The sequence below is a fragment of the Bradyrhizobium sp. AUGA SZCCT0283 genome (genome assembly GCF_018130385.1).
In the GTDB taxonomy this organism is placed as follows: Bacteria; Pseudomonadota; Alphaproteobacteria; order Rhizobiales; family Xanthobacteraceae; genus Bradyrhizobium.
Genome location: NZ_JAFCLU010000002.1, coordinates 326,300 through 343,547, shown reverse-complemented (window position 1 = coordinate 343,547; position 17,248 = coordinate 326,300). Strand labels below are relative to the sequence as shown.

Sequence of the window (17,248 nt, the reverse complement as noted above, 5' to 3'; positions counted from 1 at the left end):
CCGAGAACTGGTTGCGCCTTTCCCGTGAACCGGTCCATCCGATACGGACGGGCGAGAGGGATCCGCTCGAACAGTTTATTGGCCTGATGGACAAACGGCTCGGATCTAGCTGATCTCCTTGCGCACGGTCGCGGCCGCGTCGCACATCGCCTTCAGTTTTCCGAACGCTGTATGGCGCGGCATATATTTCATGCCGCAGTCGGGCGCGACGACAAGGCGATCCGCGGCGACGTGCTTCAACCCGTTGCGGATCCGGTCGACCACCACATCGGCGGATTCGATCTCGGGATTGCCGAGGTCGAGCACGCCGAGCATGATCTTTTTCGACGACAGATCCTTGAGCACGCCGAGATCGAGCTTCGGCTGCGCCGCCTCGATCGAGATCTGCTCGGCGCTTGTGTCGGCGAGTTCGGCGAGGAAAGAATAGCCGGCCGGCTTGGTTGAGCCGGGCACGACCGCGGCATAGCCGAAGCACAGATGCACCACGGTCGGCACGGTGATGCCCTTGAGCGCGCGGTTGATCGCCTTCACCGCATAGCGGCGGGCAAGGTCCGGATTGTTGCGCACCCAGGGCTCGTCGAGCTGGATCACATCGGCCCCGGCCTTCTGCAGGTCGAGCGCTTCGGCGTTGACGGCGGCGGCGAACGCCATCGCCAGTTCCTCGTCGTCCTTGTAGAATTCGTTCTTGGCCTGCTGGCTCATCGTGAACGGGCCGGGCAGGGTGATCTTGGCCGCGCGATCGGTGTTCTGGCGCAGGAACTCCATGTCGTGCAGTTCGACCGGGCCGCGGCGTTTCACCGGGCCTGTGACGCGCGGCACCGGCGTCTGGTGCCCGCTGCGCGAGGTGATCATGGCCGGATTTTCGTCATCGATGCCTTCGAGCGCCGTCGCAAAACGGTTGGAGTAGCTCTCGCGGCGGATTTCGCCGTCGGTTACGATGTCGATGCCGGCGCGCTCCATGTCCCTGATCGCAACGATGGTGGCGTCGTCCTGCGCCTCCTCCAGATGTTCGGCCGGCAGCCGCCACATCGCATGCAGGCGCGTGCGCGGCACCACCTTCGACAGCATCGCGCGATCGACCAGCCATTCCGGCTGCGGGTAGCTGCCGACGACAGTGGTCGGCAGCAGGTGCTTTGGCAGGTTCATGAGTATCTCCTTGCTCTTGTTATTACCGCTCACTTCAGGCGGCGCGTGTCGCAGCCGCCGCAACCTCGTCCTTGACCGGGTTGCGCAGCACGCCGATGCCGGAGACCTCGACCTCGACCACGTCGCCATCCTTCATCCAGAGCGGCGGCGTGCGGTAGGCGCCGACGCCGCCGGTGGTGCCGGTCACAATGACGTCGCCGGGCACGAGCTCGGTGAAGGTCGAGCAATAGGCGATCAGGGCAGGGACGTCGAACACGAGGTCCGAGATTGGTGCGGCCTGCACCTCGACGCCGTTGAGGCGGGTCGCGATGGTCTGCTTGCTGATGTCGGGGATTTCGTCCGTCGTGACCATCCACGGTCCGAACGCGCCGGTGCCGACGAAATTCTTCCCCGGCGCGAATTGGGAGGTGTGGCGCTGCCAGTCGCGGATGCTGCCGTCATTGTAGCAGGCATAGCCTGCAACATGCGCCAGCGCGGCCTCGCGCGAAATGCGGCGGCCTGCCTTGCCGATGATGACTGCCATCTCGCCCTCATAGTCGAACCGCTCGGACTCCAGCGGCCGGATCATCGGCTGACCGCCGCCCACTTGGCTGTTGGCAAAGCGGGTGAAGATCATCGGGTGCGGCGGCGTGGGATGGCCGCTTTCGGCGAGATGCGTGGCGTAGTTGACGCCGATGCAGAAGATCTTGTCCGGATCGGGAACGGTCGGCAGCAGCTCGATTTCGGCGAACGCGTAGTCCGGCCGCTCGCCTTGCAGCGCTTTCAGCGCGTCAAGCGATCCGTTCGCAAGCAGCGCCTTCAGGGTTGGCCAATGCTTCAGCCGCTTGCCGGCGTCGATGACACCGGCATTTGTCACCAGGCCGTAGGTCGCGGTCTGACCTGCCTTGAAACTTGCGATCTTCATTATTCGGTACCTTCTTCGATAGAGGACGCATAGGGTTCAATGGACCGTACGATCTCGCCCGAACGGATCGGAACGCAATCGGGCGGAAAGTCCTGATGGAAACGCGCGCCGGCTTTCCCGGCGCGGTCGATAAAGCGTTCGAGATGGTTCATCGCGCCGCTCGGCAGATCGTGCAGGACCATGAGGCTCCATGGCTGCGACCGGCATTGTCCGATGGCGCGGTCGGCCCAGCCGTCGGGATCGTCCCAGTCGCGCGGGATGGCGTTCCAGAGCACGCAGCTATGCTTGTTGCGCGTGAGATATTCGACCACGGAAGGCTTCAACAGCCGCTCGTCGAGATTGCCGCCGCCGCCGAACGGCCGGAACCAGCGCTGCGCGTGCGCGAGGTCGCCGATCGCGGCCTGCGTCCTGCCGATCTCATGCTGTGCCGCATCGGGATCACGTTGCTCCCCAAGTGGCACCGAGTGCGTAAAAGTATGATTGCCGATCCAGTGACCTTCGTCATGCGCGCGAACCGCAAGCCGGCGACGTTCGGGGTCGCCAAGCTTCTCGCCGATCACGAAGAAGGTCGTCCTGATGCCGCGTTCGCGTAAAGTATCGAGCACACGCGGCGTCACGCCGGGCTCGGGACCATTGTCGAATGTCAGCGTCAGGTCGAACACGCAGCCCTCCGTCAGGTCGCAGGCTGGATGGCGCCGGCGGTGATCTCGTCGGCGGCGCGCTGGCCGGCGCGTGACCCCGTCTGCCAGATTGCGGCCTTGCGCTCGATCCATTTGATCACGGCGTTGAAGGCAATCGCCATCGCGAGCACCAGCAGCACGCCGGCGAAGACATGCGGGCTGTCGAGAATGGTGCGGTAGCGCGAGATCAGATAGCCGATGCCGGCGGATGAGATCAGCATCTCGGACACGACAACGCCGACGATCACGAGCGCGCCGCCGACCCGCAGTCCCGACAGCACGGTCGGGATTGCCGCGGGGATAATCACGCGAACCAGCCGCTGGCTCAGCGTCGCACCCATGCTGCGTGCGGCGAGCAACAGCTGCGGATCGATGGTCTGGATCCCGGCAGCGGTGGCGAGCATCGTCGGCAGAAATCCATAGATCGAGGCGAACGCAATCTTGGATTCCGAACCGATGCCGAGCCAGACGGTGAATACCGGATAGAGGATGACCAGCGGTACCGCATAGAGGCTCGAGACCATCGGCATGATCAGGATGCGCGGTCGCGGCAAGCTGCCGACGATGGCGCCGAGCAGGATGCCGCCACCGCAGGCGAACGCCATCGAGATCGCGACCTCGTAGAGCGTCACGGCAAGGGCATGGCCGTATTCGCTCCCCTCGTTCCATCCGGCGGCGAGCGTCGAGGACAGTGAGGGCAGAAACAGCTCGGGAATGAAGCCCGTGCGCGGCAGGATCTCCCACAATGCGATCAGGCCGATCACGATCAATCTGCGAAGCGTCGCTGCGGTCATCACTGCCTCACGCCGATTTGCGGATATGCCGCCAGATGCGGTCGCGCAGGCTGCCGAAGGCGTCGCCGCTCAGCATTTCGTAGGTGCGTGGACGGGGCAGCGAGACCTGCAGATGGTCGACGATGCGGCCGGGGCGCGGCGACATCACGATCACCTCGTCGGCGAGATAGACCGCCTCCGTCAGGCTGTGTGTGACGAACACCACCGTCTTGCCGGTGGCCGCCCAGATCCGCAGCAGTTCGTCGCCCATGGTCATGCGGGTCTGTTCGTCCAGCGCGGCAAACGGCTCGTCCATCAGCAGCACCGGCGGGTCCTGCACCAGGCCGCGGGCAATCGAGACGCGCTGCTTCATGCCACCGGAGAGTTCGTGTGGATGGCGTTTTCCAAAACCGTCGAGGCCGACGAGTTTGAGCGCATCCCGCGCCTTGGCGCGGCGTTCGTTCCTGGCGACGCGGCGCAGCGCCAGCGGAAATTCGACGTTCTCTTCCGCCGTCAGCCAGGGAAACAGGCTGGCTTCCTGAAACACCACGCCGACGCGGTTCGGATCGGGCTCGGGGATCGGCGCGCCGCTGATGGTGATGGTGCCCGAGGTCTGCTGGCGCAGCCCGGCCATCATCATCAAAAGCGTGGACTTGCCGCAGCCGCTCGGGCCGACCAGCACGACGAAGCGGCCGGGCTTGACGTCGAACGAGACGTCCTCAAGCGCAACGACGTCCTGCGTTGTGGTCCTGAAGATCTGCCCGACATTGCGGACCTCGATCGCGCCGGCCGGCTTCAGCGGGGTTATGTTCGCCAATGGCTGCATCGTGTTTCCACCCATCTGACCAGTTCATTGAAGGCGATCGCGATCACGGCGATCATCACCACGCCGGCCAGCAATTGCTTCATCTGGAAATTCTCGCCCCAGGTCGCGATCTGATGGCCGATGCCGTCGCGTGAGGCGTACATTTCGGCGAGGATCACGCCGGTGAGGTTGAAGATCATCGAGATCCGCAGCGCCTCCAGCAGAACGGGGAGCATGCTTGGCAGATAGACGCGAAACGCGGTCTGCATCGGCGTCGCGCCATAGGACCGCGCCACGGTCAGATGCTCCACCTTCACCGACTCCACCGCCGTCGTGGTCGACATGATCACGATGAAGATGGTCGAGAAAAAGCCGAACCCGACCTTTTGCGCAAAGCCCACCCCGAACACGAGGATGAACATCGGCAGGAAGATCGATTTCGGGATGCTGAAGGCGAAGAACAGCAGCGGCTTCGCGACATCGGCAAAATAGCGGTTCTCCGCGATCAGGAACCCGATCAGCGCGCCGACGGGAACGGCGAGCGCAAACGCGGTCACCACCTCGGTCGCGGTGACCGCGAGATCCTTGCGCACGCTCGCCCGCTGCAGCAGATCGCCGAGTGTCGCCAGCGTGTCGAAGGCGGAGGGGAGCAGGCGCGGGTTGACGAGGCCGGTCCGCGACAGGATTTCCCATATCGCAAACAGCGCCACCACGATGGCGATCCGTGCCGCCTTTACGCCTAATCCGCGCATCGCGCCGCCTCAGGGCTTGGTCGGAACCGGCTTGAACTGCGTCGAGATGATTTCGGCGGCGGGCCCAAGGTCCTTCATGCCGCCGGCCTTGGCCATGTCGAGCGCGAGCTGGAGCTGCTCCGGAATCTTCGCACCCTCCATGCTGCCGTCGGTTTCCAGCTTCATGATCGTGTTCTCATATTCCAGCACCGCAATCTCGGCGGGAATTTCATAGAGCTCGGTGATCAGCTTGACGGAGGCTTCCTTGTTGGCGCGCATGAACATCAGCGCGCCGTACAGCGCGTTCAGCGTCTTCTGCACCATCTGCGGCTTGTCCTGCACGTATTTGTCGAGCGCGATCCAGCCGGCGGCGAGGTTCGGCGGCACCTCCTTGGAAAAGTCGAGGATGGTGCGCGCTTCGCCCGACTTGGAGATCTGGAAGCTCAGCGGCGAGTAGACCACGGCCGCATCGACATTGCCGGCGAGCAGGTTCGGCACCAGGCCGCCGCCGCCGACGGGCACGCGGGTGAATTCGATCTTCTTGTCCTGCTGGGTCCACAGCGCCAGCAGGTCGGAGCCGGAGCCCGCGGAGGTGATCGCGACCTTCTTGCCTTTCAGATCGTTGACGCCGAGCGTCGATTTCAAAAGCGTCATCAACTGCCAGCCGTAATAACCCGTGGCGGCACTGGCGAGCACCTTGGAGTTCACGCCCTTCTTGCGCCCGGCCGACACCAGCGAGGTGGCGTCGAGGATGACGTCGGCTGCGCCCGCCGCCATCGCCTCGAACGTCTCGGCGCCGCCGCGATAGATCGTCAGCTCCGCCGCGATGCCTTCCTTCTCGAACAGTTTTTGGCGCACCGCGGTTTCCGCGATCGTGGTCGGCCAGTAAGTCTTGGTGGGAAGGCCGATGCGGACAGTGTCGGCGGCTTGCGCGATCCCTGATGCGCCAAGCACGGTGGCTGCCGCGATGGCTGTCAGGATGTGGCGTCGCGTGATCTTCATTGTGACGTTTCCCTTTGTTTTTTCTTGATTGGCTTGGTCTTCGAGCGGTCGGTCAGGCGGTGTCGCCACCTCCGAGCGTTTTCGGTGTAGCGAGTTCGACGAGATGCATGGTCTTCATGAAATGCTTCGAGAGCGCCGCGACTGCGGCATCGGCATCGCGCTTGAGTGTGGCCCGCACGATGGTGGCGTGTTCGGCCTCGACGTTGCGGGATTTTTCGGTGTTGCGCCGGATCGCGAGCCTCCGGTAGCGCTCGCTCTGCTCGTGCAGCACGTCGCGAAAACCGAGCAGCCATGGCGAGCCGCAGGCACCCACCAGCGTGCGGTGAAAGACGCGGTGCCGCACCACCCATTCCTCATAGTGATGCGTCGGATCGTCGGGATAGGTGTGGGGAACGGCGCAGAGCGCCGCGAACGATTTTTCCACCGCGGCAAGCCATGTCGCGTCGCCGCGCTCGATCGAGCGCCGCAACGCCAGCCCTTCGATATCGACGCGGGTTTGCGTCACGTCCCTGAGGTCGGCGGGCGATACCGGGCTGACGCGAAAACCGCGCTGGTCGGATGCCTGCACCAACCCGTCCGCGACCAGCCGCGACAGCGCCTCGCGCACAGCAGCGAGGCTGACCGAAAACTGCTTGGCGAGACCAGCAATATGCAGCTTCTGGCCGGGCAGCAGCCGAGTCGAAAGAATATCCGCGCGCAGCCGCTCCTGAACCGCAGACGTCAGGCTTCGCGGCCGTTCGGTGCCAAGGCTTTCGCCGAAACCCAACCCGATACTGCTCATGGCGGCGCAGATTGGCGAGGGAAGGGGATGTCGTCAATCGAAAATCGATTTTCTGGCTAGCACATTGGCCATGCTCTAATTTTCTAATCCGGCCGCGGCGCCAAACGCCGCTTTCCGGGATCGGGTTCAGAAAATCATGGTGGACAATCGCCGGGTGCTGACATAGATAGTTCGCATGCGAAATAAATTCCCGGGCTCGGTTTTCGTATGACCGCGCGACGCGAGCATCGGCTGGTTTTCCTGCTCAGCGTCGCGCAGCGCCGGCTGCAGCGTTGGATCGCGGCGCAGACCCAGCAAAGCGGGGTCACGGCCGCGCAGTCCGGGTTGCTGTTCGTCCTGGGTCAGCGCGACGGCGTGCTGATGGGCGAGGCGGGCGCAGCGCTCGATCTCGGCCCGCCCGGCATCAGCGGGCTCGTTGACCGGATGACGGCGGCGAACCTGATCAGGCGGCGCGCCGATCCGGACGACGGACGGGCGTGGCGCCTGTGGCTGACGCCCGCCGGTCGTGCGGCGCTGGCACAGTCGAAGGCGGGCCTTGCCGAGGTCAATGTGCGCCTCACAGAAGGATTTACCGACGCCGAGATCGATATCGTCGCACGTTGGCTCACCAGCCTGCAGAGCAAATTTCCCAGAGGAGAAGACGAATGACCGAGCATATCAAGATCGAGAAGAGCGACGGGATTCTGAGCCTGACGATGGCGCGGCCCGACAAGAAGAACGCGCTGACAAATGCGATGTACGGCGCGCTGGCCGACGCGATGGAGGCGGCCGAAACGGATCCTTCCGTGCGTGTCCTGCTGATCCGGGGCGAGGGCGACATGTTTACTGCCGGCAATGACGTCGGCGAATTCGCCGCGATGGCGACAGGCGCTTTCCAGGGCGAGCGGCATGTCAGCCGTTTTGTGCAGGCGCTCGCAAAATGCAGCCGCCCGCTGGTCGCCGCCGTGCAGGGACGCGCCGTCGGCATCGGCACCACGATGCTGCTGCATTGCGATCTGGTTGTGCTGGCCGAGAATGCGCTGCTCTCGACGCCGTTCGTTAATCTGGCGCTCGTTCCTGAAGCGGCTTCCAGCCTGTTGATGCCGCTCCGCATTGGCTATGCGCGCGCCTACGAGATGTTCGCGCTCGGGGAAGCCGTCGATGCCAGGTCCGCGTTTGCGTGGGGACTCGCCAACCGGGTGGTGCCGCTCGATCAACTCGACGCTGAAGCAAGAGCGCTCGCGTCCCGGCTGGCGAAACAGCCGGCGGGCGCGGTCAGCACGACGAAGCGGCTGATGCGCAATCCGGAGCTTCTCATGGCGCAGATCAAGGCGGAAAGCGAGCAGTTCGCCGCGCGCCTGAAAACCGCCGAAGCGCGCGAGGCCTTCGTCGCGTTCGCCGAACGCCGGCCGCCGGACTTCTTGAAACTCGCAAAACAGCCGGCGTAACCGCTTTCTCCCCGCCTGCGACCGGGAGGCAATTGACCACCTCGGGCCGTCCCGCTACCTCTTTGGGCCGCCTGCGGGGGAAACAAATGAACAAGAACAATGAAGCTTCCGAATTCGACTACGTCATCGTCGGCGCCGGCTCGGCCGGATGTGTGCTCGCCAATCGCCTGAGCGCCGACGGCAAACATTCCGTCTTGCTGCTGGAGGCCGGACCGAAGGATACCAATCTCTGGATCCACGTGCCGCTCGGCTACGGAAAACTGTTCAAGGAAAAATCCGTCAACTGGATGTACCAGACCGAGCCGGAACCGGGATTGAACGGCCGGCAGGTGTTCCAGCCGCGTGGAAAGGTGCTTGGCGGTTCGAGCTCGATCAACGGCCTCTTGTATGTGCGCGGCCAGCACGAGGATTACGATCGCTGGCGTCAGCGCGGCAATGCCGGCTGGGGCTATGACGACGTGCTGCCCTATTTCAAGAAGGCCGAGAACCAGCAGCGCGGTCCCGACAAATACCACGGCACGGATGGGCCGTTGCCGGTGTCCGATTGGCGCCACCACGATCCGCTGTCGGAGGCCTTCGTCGTTGCCGCGGCCGAGACTGGCATTCCGACCAATCCCGATTTCAACGGCGCGACCCAGGAAGGTGCGGGATTTTTCCAGACCACGACGAGGCGCGGCCGCCGCGCCAGCACGGCGTTCTCCTATCTGCGTCCGGCGAAAGCGCGCGGCAATTTGCACGTCGAGACTTCGGCGCTGGCGCAACGCATTCTGTTCGAAGGGAGGCGCGCCAGTGCGGTCGAATACAAGCAGGAAGGCCGCGTCCGCACAGCGCGGGCGCGCAAGGAAATCCTGGTTTCCAGCGGCGCGTATAACTCGCCGCAACTGCTGCAGCTCTCGGGCGTGGGACCGGCCGACTTGTTGAAACAGCACGGCATCGAGATCGTGCTCGACGCGCCCGGCGTCGGAAATGATCTGCAGGACCACATGCAGGTCCGCCTGATCACGCGCTGCGCACAAAAGGTCACGCTCAATGATGTCGTCAACAATCCGATACGCAAGATGATGGCGGGTATTCAATACGCCGCCTTGCGCAAGGGACCGCTGACGATCGCCGCCGGCACCTCGGGCGCATTCTTCAAGACCAGCCCGCGGCTGGCCTCGCCCGATATCCAGATTCACTTCCTGCCGTTCTCGACCGACAAGATGGGCGAGAAGCTGCATGCGCTCTCGGGCTTTACCGCTTCGGTCTGCCAGTTGCGCCCCGAAAGCCGCGGCTCGCTGCGCATCAAAAGCGCGGACCCTTCCGTGCCGCCGGAAATCCGCATCAACTATCTGGCAACCGAAACCGATCGCCGCGCCTTCATCGATGGCATCCGCATCCTGCGCCGGATCCTCGCAGCGCCGGCGCTGAAGCCCTATGCGGTCGCGGAGGTCGATCCCGGCCCGAAAGTGCAGAGCGACGACGAATTGCTCGATTTCTGCCGCCGCACCGGCAGCACGGTCTATCACCCGACTTCGACCTGCCGCATGGGGAGTGACGATCTCGCGGTCGTCGACCAGCGCTTGCGCGTGCGCGGCATCGAAGGCCTGCGCGTGGTCGACGCGTCGATCATGCCGGACCTGATGTCGGGCAATACCAACGCGCCGACGATCATGATCGCCGAGAAGGCATCCGACATGATTCTGGAGGATGCGCGGTAGGCTTGCTACGAAACTAACCCTTATACGCCCGCACCCGCTTCAGCATCTGCTCGACATGGGCGATCGGGGTTTCCGGCTGGATGCCATGGCCGAGGTTGAAGATCAGCCGCCCTTGCGCGTAGTTCGCCAGCACGTCGTCGACGGCGCGATCCAGCGCCGCGCCGCCCGCGATCAGCACCAAAGGGTCGAGGTTACCCTGCACCGCGACGCGGCTTTGTACGCGCTCGCGGATCATGGAAGGCTCTGCCGCCCAGTCGATGCTGACGGCATTGACGCCGGTCGCTTCCACATAGGCCGGCAGCATGGCGCCGGCGCCGCGGGGAAAGCCGATGATTTTCGCGTCAGGCGCTTTCGCGCGCACGCCGGCGACGATGCGTTTCGCAGGCTCAATCGACCAGCGCTCGAATTCGCGCGGCGGCAGCACGCCGGCCCAGGTATCGAAGATCTGCAACGCGTCGGCGCCGGCCTTGAGCTGGCCGAGCAGGTACTGGATCGAGTTTTCCACCAGCACGTCGACGATTTCAGCGAACGCCTCCGGATGGCGATAGGCCATCATCCGCGCCGGCGCCTGGTCCGGCGTGCCCTGTCCCGCAACCATGTAGGTCGCGACCGTCCACGGCGCGCCACAGAAGCCGATCAGCGCGATATCGGAGGCGAGTTCGCGGCGCACGCGGCGTAGCGCTTCATAGACCGGCTCAAGCTTGCCGAAATCGGCCGCGCGCGCCAGCGTCGCGACTTGCTCCGGCGTATCCAGCGGATCGAGCCGCGGGCCTTCGCCGGCCTCGAAGCGGACGGAACGGCCGAGCGCATAGGGGATCACGAGAATGTCGGAAAAGATGATGGCGGCATCGAAGTTGAAACGGCGGATCGGCTGCAGCGTCACCTCTGCGGCATATTCCGGCGTGAAGCATAGATCGAGGAAGCCGCCGGCTTTGGCGCGCAGTTCGCGATACTCCGGCAGATAGCGGCCGGCCTGCCGCATCATCCATACCGGCGGCACCTTCTGCCTGCGGCCGGACAGCACTTCGAGAAAAGGTTTAACGGCGGATTTCTGGGACAACTCGAAAAGTTCCTGCGGGAGCGCTGATCTTCGCCTCTGATACACGCAGGTTCCCGCTTGGCCAAGGAGAGATAAAGCCCAGAGGCGGAACTGGCGCTGGTCCGGGACGTTATCTCGGGAATGGAGGCGCCCTATGGCTGAAAAATTCAATCCTGCGGCGCATGACAAACATGCCGCCGACCCTCGTGAAGCGGCGCGGGCCGATCGGGAAACCCACGAAAAGCTCGAGGCTGGTCTGGTTGATACCTTTCCGGCGTCCGATCCCGTGAGCGCCGCCCAACCGGCGCCGTCAAAGGCCGACGGCGATCGCGAAAACGAGTCGCTGTGGGACAAGGTGCGCGCGGTTTTCAGGTAAAGATCGATTGGCGGACCAGGCGATGAAGACCGAATTCAACCACGCCGCCAACGCCTCGCCGCGCAGCGGGAGTTCAAAGAAGATTACCCCGCTGGTTGGTGCTGCAATCGTGGTCGCGATGATTGCGGTCGCGATCTGGTTTGCCATGCACACATGACGCAATGCCTTTCACGCGTGCTTTGGATGAAGAAGCGGCCTCCCTTGCGGAGGTCGTTTCTTTGCGCCGTCAATAATGCGGCGGCGGTTCGTTCGCAGGACCCGGTGCATTGCTTTCAGCTTCCTGCAGCCGCTCTTTCAGTTCAGCCAGTTGGCGCGTTAGCGCATCGATCTGCTTCCATTGCTCGGTGATCGTCTGGTTCAGCGTCTCGATGGTCACATCCTGATAGGTCAGCCGCATTTCCAGCGCGTCGATGCGCTCGGTCAGTGCGTTGACATCACTCATCGGAGCCATCATTCGGTCGTCGCTGCCGCAGCCCGTGGCCCAGCGCCACACGTTCGTCGAATACAAAACACTCGCCGCGCCAGCGGCTCTCTTGCTCCGGCACGCCTTCGAGATAGCGCAGGATGCCGCCCTTGAGGTGATAGACCTCGTCAAATCCACGGGCGAGCAGATAAGCGCTGGCTTTCTCGCACCGGATACCGCCGGTGCAGAACATCGCGATCTTGCGGTGCTTCGCCGGGTCGAGTTTCTGGGTGGCGAATTCCTTGAACTGCCCAAAGCGCTTGATGCCGGGATCGACCGCGCCTTCGAACGTGCCCATCGCCACCTCGAAGGCGTTGCGGGTGTCGATCACCAGCATGTCGGGTGCTGCAATCAGCTCGTTCCAGTCTGACGGCTCGACATAGGTGCCGACCCGCTGCGTCGGATCGACGGCAGTATCTCCGAGCGTGACGATTTCCTTCTTCAGCCGGATCTTCAGCCGCTGAAACGGCATCTCGGTAGCGCTTGAAAACTTGAGTTCGAGATTGTCGAGCCGGCCGCCAAAAAGGGGGCCGTGCTGCAACTCGCCGACGAAGGCGTCGATGCCCTCATAGCCACCCGCAACGGTGCCGTTGATGCCCTCATGCGCCAGCAGCACGCTGCCCTTGATCCCAAGGCCGGCCGCAAGCGCGCGCAACGGCTCGCGCAGCTCCTGGAAATTCGGCAGGGCGGCGAATTGGTAGAGGGCGGCGACCTTGAGCGGCATGGCGACCGTTTATCAGGCAGGCTGGGCGGGGGAAACCCCGTAAAGCCCTGTGTATTCCGCGCATTGCCAATTCTGGATCCTTGGCATGCCAGCCATTGCCCTGCGGGGGATGAATATGCCAAGAACCGTCTGCATTCCTGCCGGATACCCAAGAAACGCTGAAAGAAAGCTCTCGCGATGAGGAATTTCCATTTCGCCGGCCGCTCGACGGTCCACGCCCAGAACGCGATGGTGGCAACGTCGCACCCGGAGGCTGCGCTTGTCGCCATCGACGTGATGCGCGCGGGCGGTACGGCCGCGGACGCCGCGGTTGCGGCTTGTGCGCTGCTCGGCGTTATCGAGCCGCAATCGACCGGCATCGGCGGCGATTGCTTTGCGCTGATCCAGCCGAAGGGCGAGGGCAAGATAACAGCCTATAACGGCTCCGGCCGCGCGCCGATGGCGGCCAAGGCCGAGTGGTACCTGGAGCGCAAGATCCATTCGGTGCCGCTGACCTCGGCCCATGCGGTGAGCATTCCCGGCGCGATCGACGCCTGGGACACGATCCTGCGCGACCATGGCAAGATGGGGCTCGACACCCTGCTGCAGCCCGCGATCAAGGCCGCTGAGGAAGGCTATGTCGTCGCGCCGCGTGTCGCCTTCGACTGGAAGAACCAGTTCGAGAAGCTGAAGAACGGTACCAACACCGAGCGCTATCTGCTGCCGCATGGCAAGCCGGCGGTGGCCGGTGACGTGATCCACCAGCCCGAATTGGGCAAGACGCTGCGCGCGATCGCCAAGAACGGCCGCGATGCGTTCTATGCCGGCGAGATCGCGGCCGACATGGTGGAAACCCTGCGCGGCATCGGCGGCCTGCACACGCTGGAAGATTTCGCCGCGCATTCGACTGAAACGACGTCGCCGATCGGCACGTTGTACAAGGGCCACGACGTCTGGCAGTGCCCGCCGAACGGCCCGGGTATCACCATGCTGGTGATGCTGAACATCCTATCCCGCTTCGACCTGACTAAATTCCCCGCACTCAGCATCGAGCGCTTCCATCTCGAGGCGGAGGCCGCCCGCATCGCCTACATGATGCGCGAACAATATATCGGCGACCCCCAGCAGGTTCATGTCGATGTCGCCGGCATCCTCGCCAAGGAATTCGCCGAGGAGCACATCAAGAACATCAAGATGGATCGGCTGCTCGATTTGCCCAACGTGGCGCCGCCGATGAATCCGTCCACCGTCTACATCACCGTGGTCGACAAGGACCGCAACGTCTGCTCGTTCATCAACTCGATCGCGCATTCCTTCGGATCGGCGATCGTTTCCAACAAGACCGGCATCCTGCTGCAGAACCGCGCCGGCGGTTTCCGGATCCAGCCCGGCCACCCCAATTGCATCGCGCCGGGCAAGCGGCCGCTGCACACGATCATCCCGAGCCTTGCGACCAAGAACGGCCGCGCGGTGATGCCGTTCGGCGTGATGGGCGGCCAGTATCAGCCGGTGGGGCAGACCCACGTGCTGACCAACATTCTCGACTATGGCTGCGACGTGCAGGAAGCCATCGATATGCCGCGCGGCCTGCATTACGAGGGCGTCTACCAGCTCGAGGACAGCGTGCCGGCCGCCATCGTCGAAGGTTTGAAGAAGATTGGCCACAAGACCACCAGCGTGCTCGGTCCGCTCGGCGGCGGCCAGGCGATCTGGATCGACTGGGACAAGGGCACGCTGACCGGCGGCTCCGATCCCCGCAAGGACGGTTGCGCGCTGGGCTATTGAGCCCTTGGGTTCTTGTTATCTCTGGAACAACAGCCCGTCGCTCTCGTTAAAGCGATGGGCCGCAGCCGTCCGCATTGCAGCGGCCGGTCGCCTGTCAGAGGTTGGTTATCAGCATTCTTGGTTCAGACGATACCGAACAGGCCGACCTGCGCGGCGGCCGTTCGCCGTGGTTTGCGACATCGTCACATCCGCCCCGCCGCGACCTGGGCGAGAACCTCACTTGCGATGCGCTGATCGTCGGCGCCGGCATTACGGGGGCGCTGGTGGCCGAACGTCTGACGCGCCAGGGTCTCGACGTCATTATCGTCGATCGCGAGTTGCCGGGACGGGGCAGTACGGCTGCTTCCACGTCCATGCTGCTGTGGGAAATCGACCGGCCGCTGCGCGAACTGAGCGAGGTCTACGGCTTCGAGCGCGCCTCACGCACCTATCGCGCCAGCCGCGCTGCAGTCGCGGGCCTTAAATCGCTGGTCTGGCGGCTCGGCATTGCCTGCGACATGCGCGACAAGAATTCGCTGTATCTTGCGGCGGACGAGGGCAGCGCCTTCCTGATGGAAGAGCATCGCTGGCGGGCACGCGCCGGCTTGCCCGGTGATTTTTTCGACCATGCCGTGCTGCTGGATCGCTTTGGCATCACCCGTGCCGGTGCGATCGTCTCGTCGGGTGCGGCCGATGCCGATCCCATGAAACTGGCGCACGGGTTGCTCAGGACGGCGCTTGCGCGCGGTGCGCGGTTGTTTGAGGCAGATGCCGTGGCGTTCGATGCCGCCGGGCACTCGGTCAATGTCCGCGTGGCCAACGATCGCGAGATCGAGGCGCGCTCCGTCGTGCTCGCCACCGGTTATGTGATGCCCGATATCGTTCGCTCCACCGTGCACGCGGTGTCGTCGAGCTGGGCGATTGCGACCGTGCCGCAGCCGCACAACATCTGGAACGATGGCGCACTGATCTGGGAGGAGGCGGAGGATTATCTCTATGCGCGAACGACGCGGGCGGGGCGCATCATCATCGGCGGCGAGGACAGCACGGAGATTGTCGAACCAGAGGCGCGCGACCGCCTTATCCCCCAGAAATCGCGCGCGCTGGTGCAGCGGCTCGCGGCGCTCTGGCCGGCTGCGAGACCCGATATCGAATTCCGTTGGTCGGGGACATTCGATACAACGCATGATGGATTGCCGCTGATCGGTCCGGTCCCCGGCGCCAAAGGCGTCTATGCGGCCTACGGCTATGGTGGCAACGGCATCACCTTCAGTTTTCTCGCCGCGCGCCTGATCGGCGACCTGATCGCCGGAAAGACTTCGCCATTGCTGGGCGACTTCGCCATCGATCGCGATGATCGCAAGACGGGCTGAAACATGGCTGGCTGCTGAAAAATGGCTATGGAAATGGCTCACCTTGGGCTAGAGACGTCGGTCTCCCGAACGAGGTGTACTGAGATGCGATCTTCCCGACGCACGATCATCCGGACCGCATGTGCCGCCGTGGCGGCCGCGGTCGCCACGCCGATGGCCATGCCCAAGCTGGTCCTGGCCCAGACCGCAGGAAAACCCATGACCACAGCTTCAGGCTTGCAGATCATCGACAGCAAGGTCGGCACCGGCGCCTCGCCGAAGACCGGCCAGACTTGCGTCATGCATTATACCGGATGGCTCTACGAGAACGGCCAGAAGGGCAAGAAATTCGACTCCTCCGTGGACCGCAACGAGCCGTTCGAGTTTCCGATCGGCCAGCGCCGGGTGATCGCCGGCTGGGACGAGGGCGTCGCCTCCATGAAGGTCGGCGGCAAGCGCACGCTGATCATTCCGCCTGAACTCGGCTATGGCGCACGCGGCGCCGGCGGCGTCATTCCGCCGAATGCGACGCTGATGTTCGACGTCGAATTGCTGGCAGTGAAGTGATCGCGCACTGACAGGGGAGGCGCATCGTGAAGGTCTCTCGATCCTCGACGATTATTTCGACACGCTGCGCACCCTCGACTGCTTCGGCAAGCTGGCCGGACACGACGTCACCATCTGGAACGATCACGTCCAGGATGTCGACGTGCTGGCGGAACGGCTGCGCGATACCGAAGCGCTGGTGCTGATCCGCGAACGCACGCACATCCGCACGCCACTTCTGGAGCGGCTGCCTAAACTGAAACTGATCAGCCAGCGCAGCGTCTTTCCGCATATCGACATCGATAGCTGCGCCCGGCTCGGCATAGTCGTGTCGTCCAGCCAGCACGCCGGTACGCCGTCCTATGCGACTGCCGAATTCACCTGGGGCCTGATCCTGGCGGCGATGCGCGCCATCCCGCAGCAGATGGCGGCGCTCAAGGCCGGCAAATGGCAGATCGGCGTCGGCCACACCCTCCGCGGCAAGACGCTCGGCATTTATGGCTACGGGCGGATCGGCGCCGTCGTCGCCGGCTACGGCAAGGCGTTCGGCATGAACGTGCTGGTATGGGCGCGCGAGCCGGCGATGGCGAAGGTCCGTGCCGACGGATACGAGACCGCCGCCAGCAAGGCTGATTTCTTTGAACGATGCGACGTGCTTTCGCTGCATATGCGCCTGGTCGATGCCACCCGCGGCATCGTCAAGGCGGAAGACCTCGCGCGTATGAAGCCCTCGGCGCTGCTGGTCAACACCAGCCGGGCGCCGTTGATCGAGCCGAACGCGCTGGTCAATGCGCTGCGCGCCGGCAGGCCCGGCATGGCGGCGATCGATGTCTATGAAAAGGAACCGCTCCGCGACGTCAACGATCCCCTGCTGACCATGGACAACGTGGTCTGCACGCCGCATCTCGGCTACGTCTCGCGCGACGAATACGAAATCCAGTTCACGGATATTTTCGACCAGATCCTGGCCTATGCTGCGGGCACGCCGACAAATGTCGTCAATCCGGATGTGATGTCCAGACGGCGCTGATGCGCAGCAAGCGCGAGGTCATGGAC

The 17,248-nt window shown here is 63.9% G+C and carries 20 protein-coding genes; 9 read left to right on the top strand and 11 right to left on the bottom strand.

From position 1 onward, the window contains the following. Positions 1-105: 105 nt before the first annotated feature. Genes JQ624_RS05065 through JQ624_RS05030 form a run of 8 tightly spaced genes read right to left on the bottom strand, consistent with a single transcriptional unit; the run spans position 106 to position 6,822 of the window. Positions 106-1,146, bottom strand: a complete 1,041-nt coding sequence (locus JQ624_RS05065) for a uroporphyrinogen decarboxylase family protein (RefSeq protein WP_212417743.1) — start codon at positions 1,144-1,146, stop codon at positions 106-108. 34 nt (positions 1,147-1,180) lie between these two features. Continuing rightward, positions 1,181-2,050: a fumarylacetoacetate hydrolase family protein gene (locus JQ624_RS05060; RefSeq protein ID WP_212417742.1), complete on the bottom strand. Its 870-nt coding sequence runs from the start codon at positions 2,048-2,050 to the stop codon at positions 1,181-1,183. After that, entirely contained in the window at positions 2,050-2,712 is a 663-nt protein-coding gene (locus JQ624_RS05055) for a polysaccharide deacetylase family protein (RefSeq protein WP_212417741.1), read from the bottom strand. The genes JQ624_RS05060 and JQ624_RS05055 overlap by 1 nt, the downstream gene beginning before the upstream one ends. 11 nt (positions 2,713-2,723) lie before the next feature. Further along, complete coding sequence (locus tag JQ624_RS05050; protein WP_212417740.1) at positions 2,724-3,524, bottom strand: ABC transporter permease; 801 nt, start codon at positions 3,522-3,524, stop codon at positions 2,724-2,726. Between the two features lie 7 nt (positions 3,525-3,531). Next, entirely contained in the window at positions 3,532-4,329 is a 798-nt protein-coding gene (locus tag JQ624_RS05045) for an ABC transporter ATP-binding protein (protein WP_249129392.1), read from the bottom strand. After that, positions 4,308-5,060 (bottom strand): ABC transporter permease, encoded by a 753-nt coding sequence (locus tag JQ624_RS05040; protein ID WP_212417738.1) that lies wholly within the window; start codon positions 5,058-5,060, stop codon positions 4,308-4,310. The genes JQ624_RS05045 and JQ624_RS05040 overlap by 22 nt, the downstream gene beginning before the upstream one ends. A gap of 9 nt (positions 5,061-5,069) precedes the next feature. Then, complete coding sequence (locus JQ624_RS05035) at positions 5,070-6,041, bottom strand: ABC transporter substrate-binding protein (RefSeq protein WP_212417737.1); 972 nt, start codon at positions 6,039-6,041, stop codon at positions 5,070-5,072. A gap of 52 nt (positions 6,042-6,093) precedes the next feature. Next, a complete protein-coding gene (locus tag JQ624_RS05030) occupies positions 6,094-6,822 on the bottom strand; it encodes a GntR family transcriptional regulator (protein WP_212417736.1) in 729 nt (242 codons plus the stop codon). 207 nt (positions 6,823-7,029) lie between these two features. Between JQ624_RS05030 and JQ624_RS05025 the strand changes: the two genes are divergently transcribed. The 3 genes from JQ624_RS05025 to JQ624_RS05015 all read left to right on the top strand — a co-directional run bounded on the left by JQ624_RS05025 (position 7,030) and on the right by JQ624_RS05015 (position 9,949). Next, complete coding sequence (locus JQ624_RS05025) at positions 7,030-7,470, top strand: MarR family winged helix-turn-helix transcriptional regulator (RefSeq protein ID WP_212417735.1); 441 nt, start codon at positions 7,030-7,032, stop codon at positions 7,468-7,470. Then, positions 7,467-8,249, top strand: coding sequence for an enoyl-CoA hydratase (locus JQ624_RS05020; RefSeq protein ID WP_212417734.1), 783 nt, complete (start codon positions 7,467-7,469; stop codon positions 8,247-8,249). The genes JQ624_RS05025 and JQ624_RS05020 overlap by 4 nt, the downstream gene beginning before the upstream one ends. Before the next feature lie 86 nt (positions 8,250-8,335). Continuing rightward, complete coding sequence (locus JQ624_RS05015; protein WP_212417733.1) at positions 8,336-9,949, top strand: GMC family oxidoreductase; 1,614 nt, start codon at positions 8,336-8,338, stop codon at positions 9,947-9,949. A 13-nt stretch (positions 9,950-9,962) separates the two neighbouring features. Here the strand turns inward: JQ624_RS05015 and hemE are convergent, their stop codons facing one another. After that, complete coding sequence (gene hemE, locus JQ624_RS05010) at positions 9,963-11,009, bottom strand: uroporphyrinogen decarboxylase (protein WP_212417732.1); 1,047 nt, start codon at positions 11,007-11,009, stop codon at positions 9,963-9,965. Positions 11,010-11,142: 133 nt separating this feature from the next. Between hemE and JQ624_RS05005 the strand changes: the two genes are divergently transcribed. Next, on the top strand, positions 11,143-11,364 hold the full coding sequence (locus JQ624_RS05005; protein ID WP_212417731.1) for a hypothetical protein: 222 nt from the start codon (positions 11,143-11,145) through the stop codon (positions 11,362-11,364). Between the two features lie 22 nt (positions 11,365-11,386). Then, positions 11,387-11,521, top strand: coding sequence for a hypothetical protein (locus tag JQ624_RS39270; protein WP_283816897.1), 135 nt, complete (start codon positions 11,387-11,389; stop codon positions 11,519-11,521). A gap of 69 nt (positions 11,522-11,590) precedes the next feature. On the opposite strand, the gene JQ624_RS05000 is transcribed toward JQ624_RS39270, so the two are convergent. Further along, complete coding sequence (locus JQ624_RS05000; protein WP_212417730.1) at positions 11,591-11,806, bottom strand: SlyX family protein; 216 nt, start codon at positions 11,804-11,806, stop codon at positions 11,591-11,593. Next, positions 11,799-12,551, bottom strand: coding sequence for a rhodanese-related sulfurtransferase (locus JQ624_RS04995; RefSeq protein WP_212417729.1), 753 nt, complete (start codon positions 12,549-12,551; stop codon positions 11,799-11,801). Before JQ624_RS04995 ends, JQ624_RS05000 begins: the two co-directional genes overlap by 8 nt. A 177-nt stretch (positions 12,552-12,728) precedes the next feature. On the opposite strand from JQ624_RS04995, the gene ggt reads away from it, so the two are divergent. From ggt to JQ624_RS04975, 4 genes are all read left to right on the top strand, one after another. Further along, a complete protein-coding gene (gene ggt / locus JQ624_RS04990) occupies positions 12,729-14,315 on the top strand; it encodes a gamma-glutamyltransferase (RefSeq protein WP_212417728.1) in 1,587 nt (528 codons plus the stop codon). 101 nt (positions 14,316-14,416) lie between these two features. Continuing rightward, on the top strand, positions 14,417-15,667 hold the full coding sequence (locus JQ624_RS04985; protein ID WP_249129391.1) for an FAD-binding oxidoreductase: 1,251 nt from the start codon (positions 14,417-14,419) through the stop codon (positions 15,665-15,667). A 153-nt stretch (positions 15,668-15,820) separates the two neighbouring features. Beyond that, positions 15,821-16,213 (top strand): FKBP-type peptidyl-prolyl cis-trans isomerase, encoded by a 393-nt coding sequence (locus tag JQ624_RS04980; RefSeq protein WP_249129429.1) that lies wholly within the window; start codon positions 15,821-15,823, stop codon positions 16,211-16,213. Positions 16,214-16,220: 7 nt separating this feature from the next. Further along, positions 16,221-17,222, top strand: coding sequence for a D-2-hydroxyacid dehydrogenase family protein (locus JQ624_RS04975; protein WP_212417848.1), 1,002 nt, complete (start codon positions 16,221-16,223; stop codon positions 17,220-17,222). Positions 17,223-17,248 lie beyond the last annotated feature (26 nt).

Excerpts from the sequence above, each read along its gene's own strand:
- JQ624_RS05050 (WP_212417740.1), bottom strand. The coding sequence starts at position 3,524 with ATGACCGCAGCGACGCTTCGCAGATTGATCGTGATCGGCCTGATCGCA.
- JQ624_RS05030 (WP_212417736.1), bottom strand. The coding sequence starts at position 6,822 with ATGAGCAGTATCGGGTTGGGTTTCGGCGAAAGCCTTGGCACCGAACGG.
- JQ624_RS05045 (WP_249129392.1), bottom strand. The coding sequence starts at position 4,329 with ATGCAGCCATTGGCGAACATAACCCCGCTGAAGCCGGCCGGCGCGATC.
- JQ624_RS05060 (WP_212417742.1), bottom strand. The coding sequence starts at position 2,050 with ATGAAGATCGCAAGTTTCAAGGCAGGTCAGACCGCGACCTACGGCCTG.
- JQ624_RS04980 (WP_249129429.1), top strand. The coding sequence starts at position 15,821 with ATGGCCATGCCCAAGCTGGTCCTGGCCCAGACCGCAGGAAAACCCATG.
- JQ624_RS04995 (WP_212417729.1), bottom strand. The coding sequence starts at position 12,551 with ATGCCGCTCAAGGTCGCCGCCCTCTACCAATTCGCCGCCCTGCCGAAT.
- JQ624_RS05005 (WP_212417731.1), top strand. The coding sequence starts at position 11,143 with ATGGCTGAAAAATTCAATCCTGCGGCGCATGACAAACATGCCGCCGAC.
- JQ624_RS05025 (WP_212417735.1), top strand. The coding sequence starts at position 7,030 with ATGACCGCGCGACGCGAGCATCGGCTGGTTTTCCTGCTCAGCGTCGCG.
- JQ624_RS39270 (WP_283816897.1), top strand. The coding sequence starts at position 11,387 with ATGAAGACCGAATTCAACCACGCCGCCAACGCCTCGCCGCGCAGCGGG.
- JQ624_RS05020 (WP_212417734.1), top strand. The coding sequence starts at position 7,467 with ATGACCGAGCATATCAAGATCGAGAAGAGCGACGGGATTCTGAGCCTG.
- JQ624_RS05040 (WP_212417738.1), bottom strand. The coding sequence starts at position 5,060 with ATGCGCGGATTAGGCGTAAAGGCGGCACGGATCGCCATCGTGGTGGCG.
- JQ624_RS05000 (WP_212417730.1), bottom strand. The coding sequence starts at position 11,806 with ATGAGTGATGTCAACGCACTGACCGAGCGCATCGACGCGCTGGAAATG.
- ggt (WP_212417728.1), top strand. The coding sequence starts at position 12,729 with ATGAGGAATTTCCATTTCGCCGGCCGCTCGACGGTCCACGCCCAGAAC.
- JQ624_RS05015 (WP_212417733.1), top strand. The coding sequence starts at position 8,336 with ATGAACAAGAACAATGAAGCTTCCGAATTCGACTACGTCATCGTCGGC.
- JQ624_RS05065 (WP_212417743.1), bottom strand. The coding sequence starts at position 1,146 with ATGAACCTGCCAAAGCACCTGCTGCCGACCACTGTCGTCGGCAGCTAC.
- JQ624_RS05035 (WP_212417737.1), bottom strand. The coding sequence starts at position 6,041 with ATGAAGATCACGCGACGCCACATCCTGACAGCCATCGCGGCAGCCACC.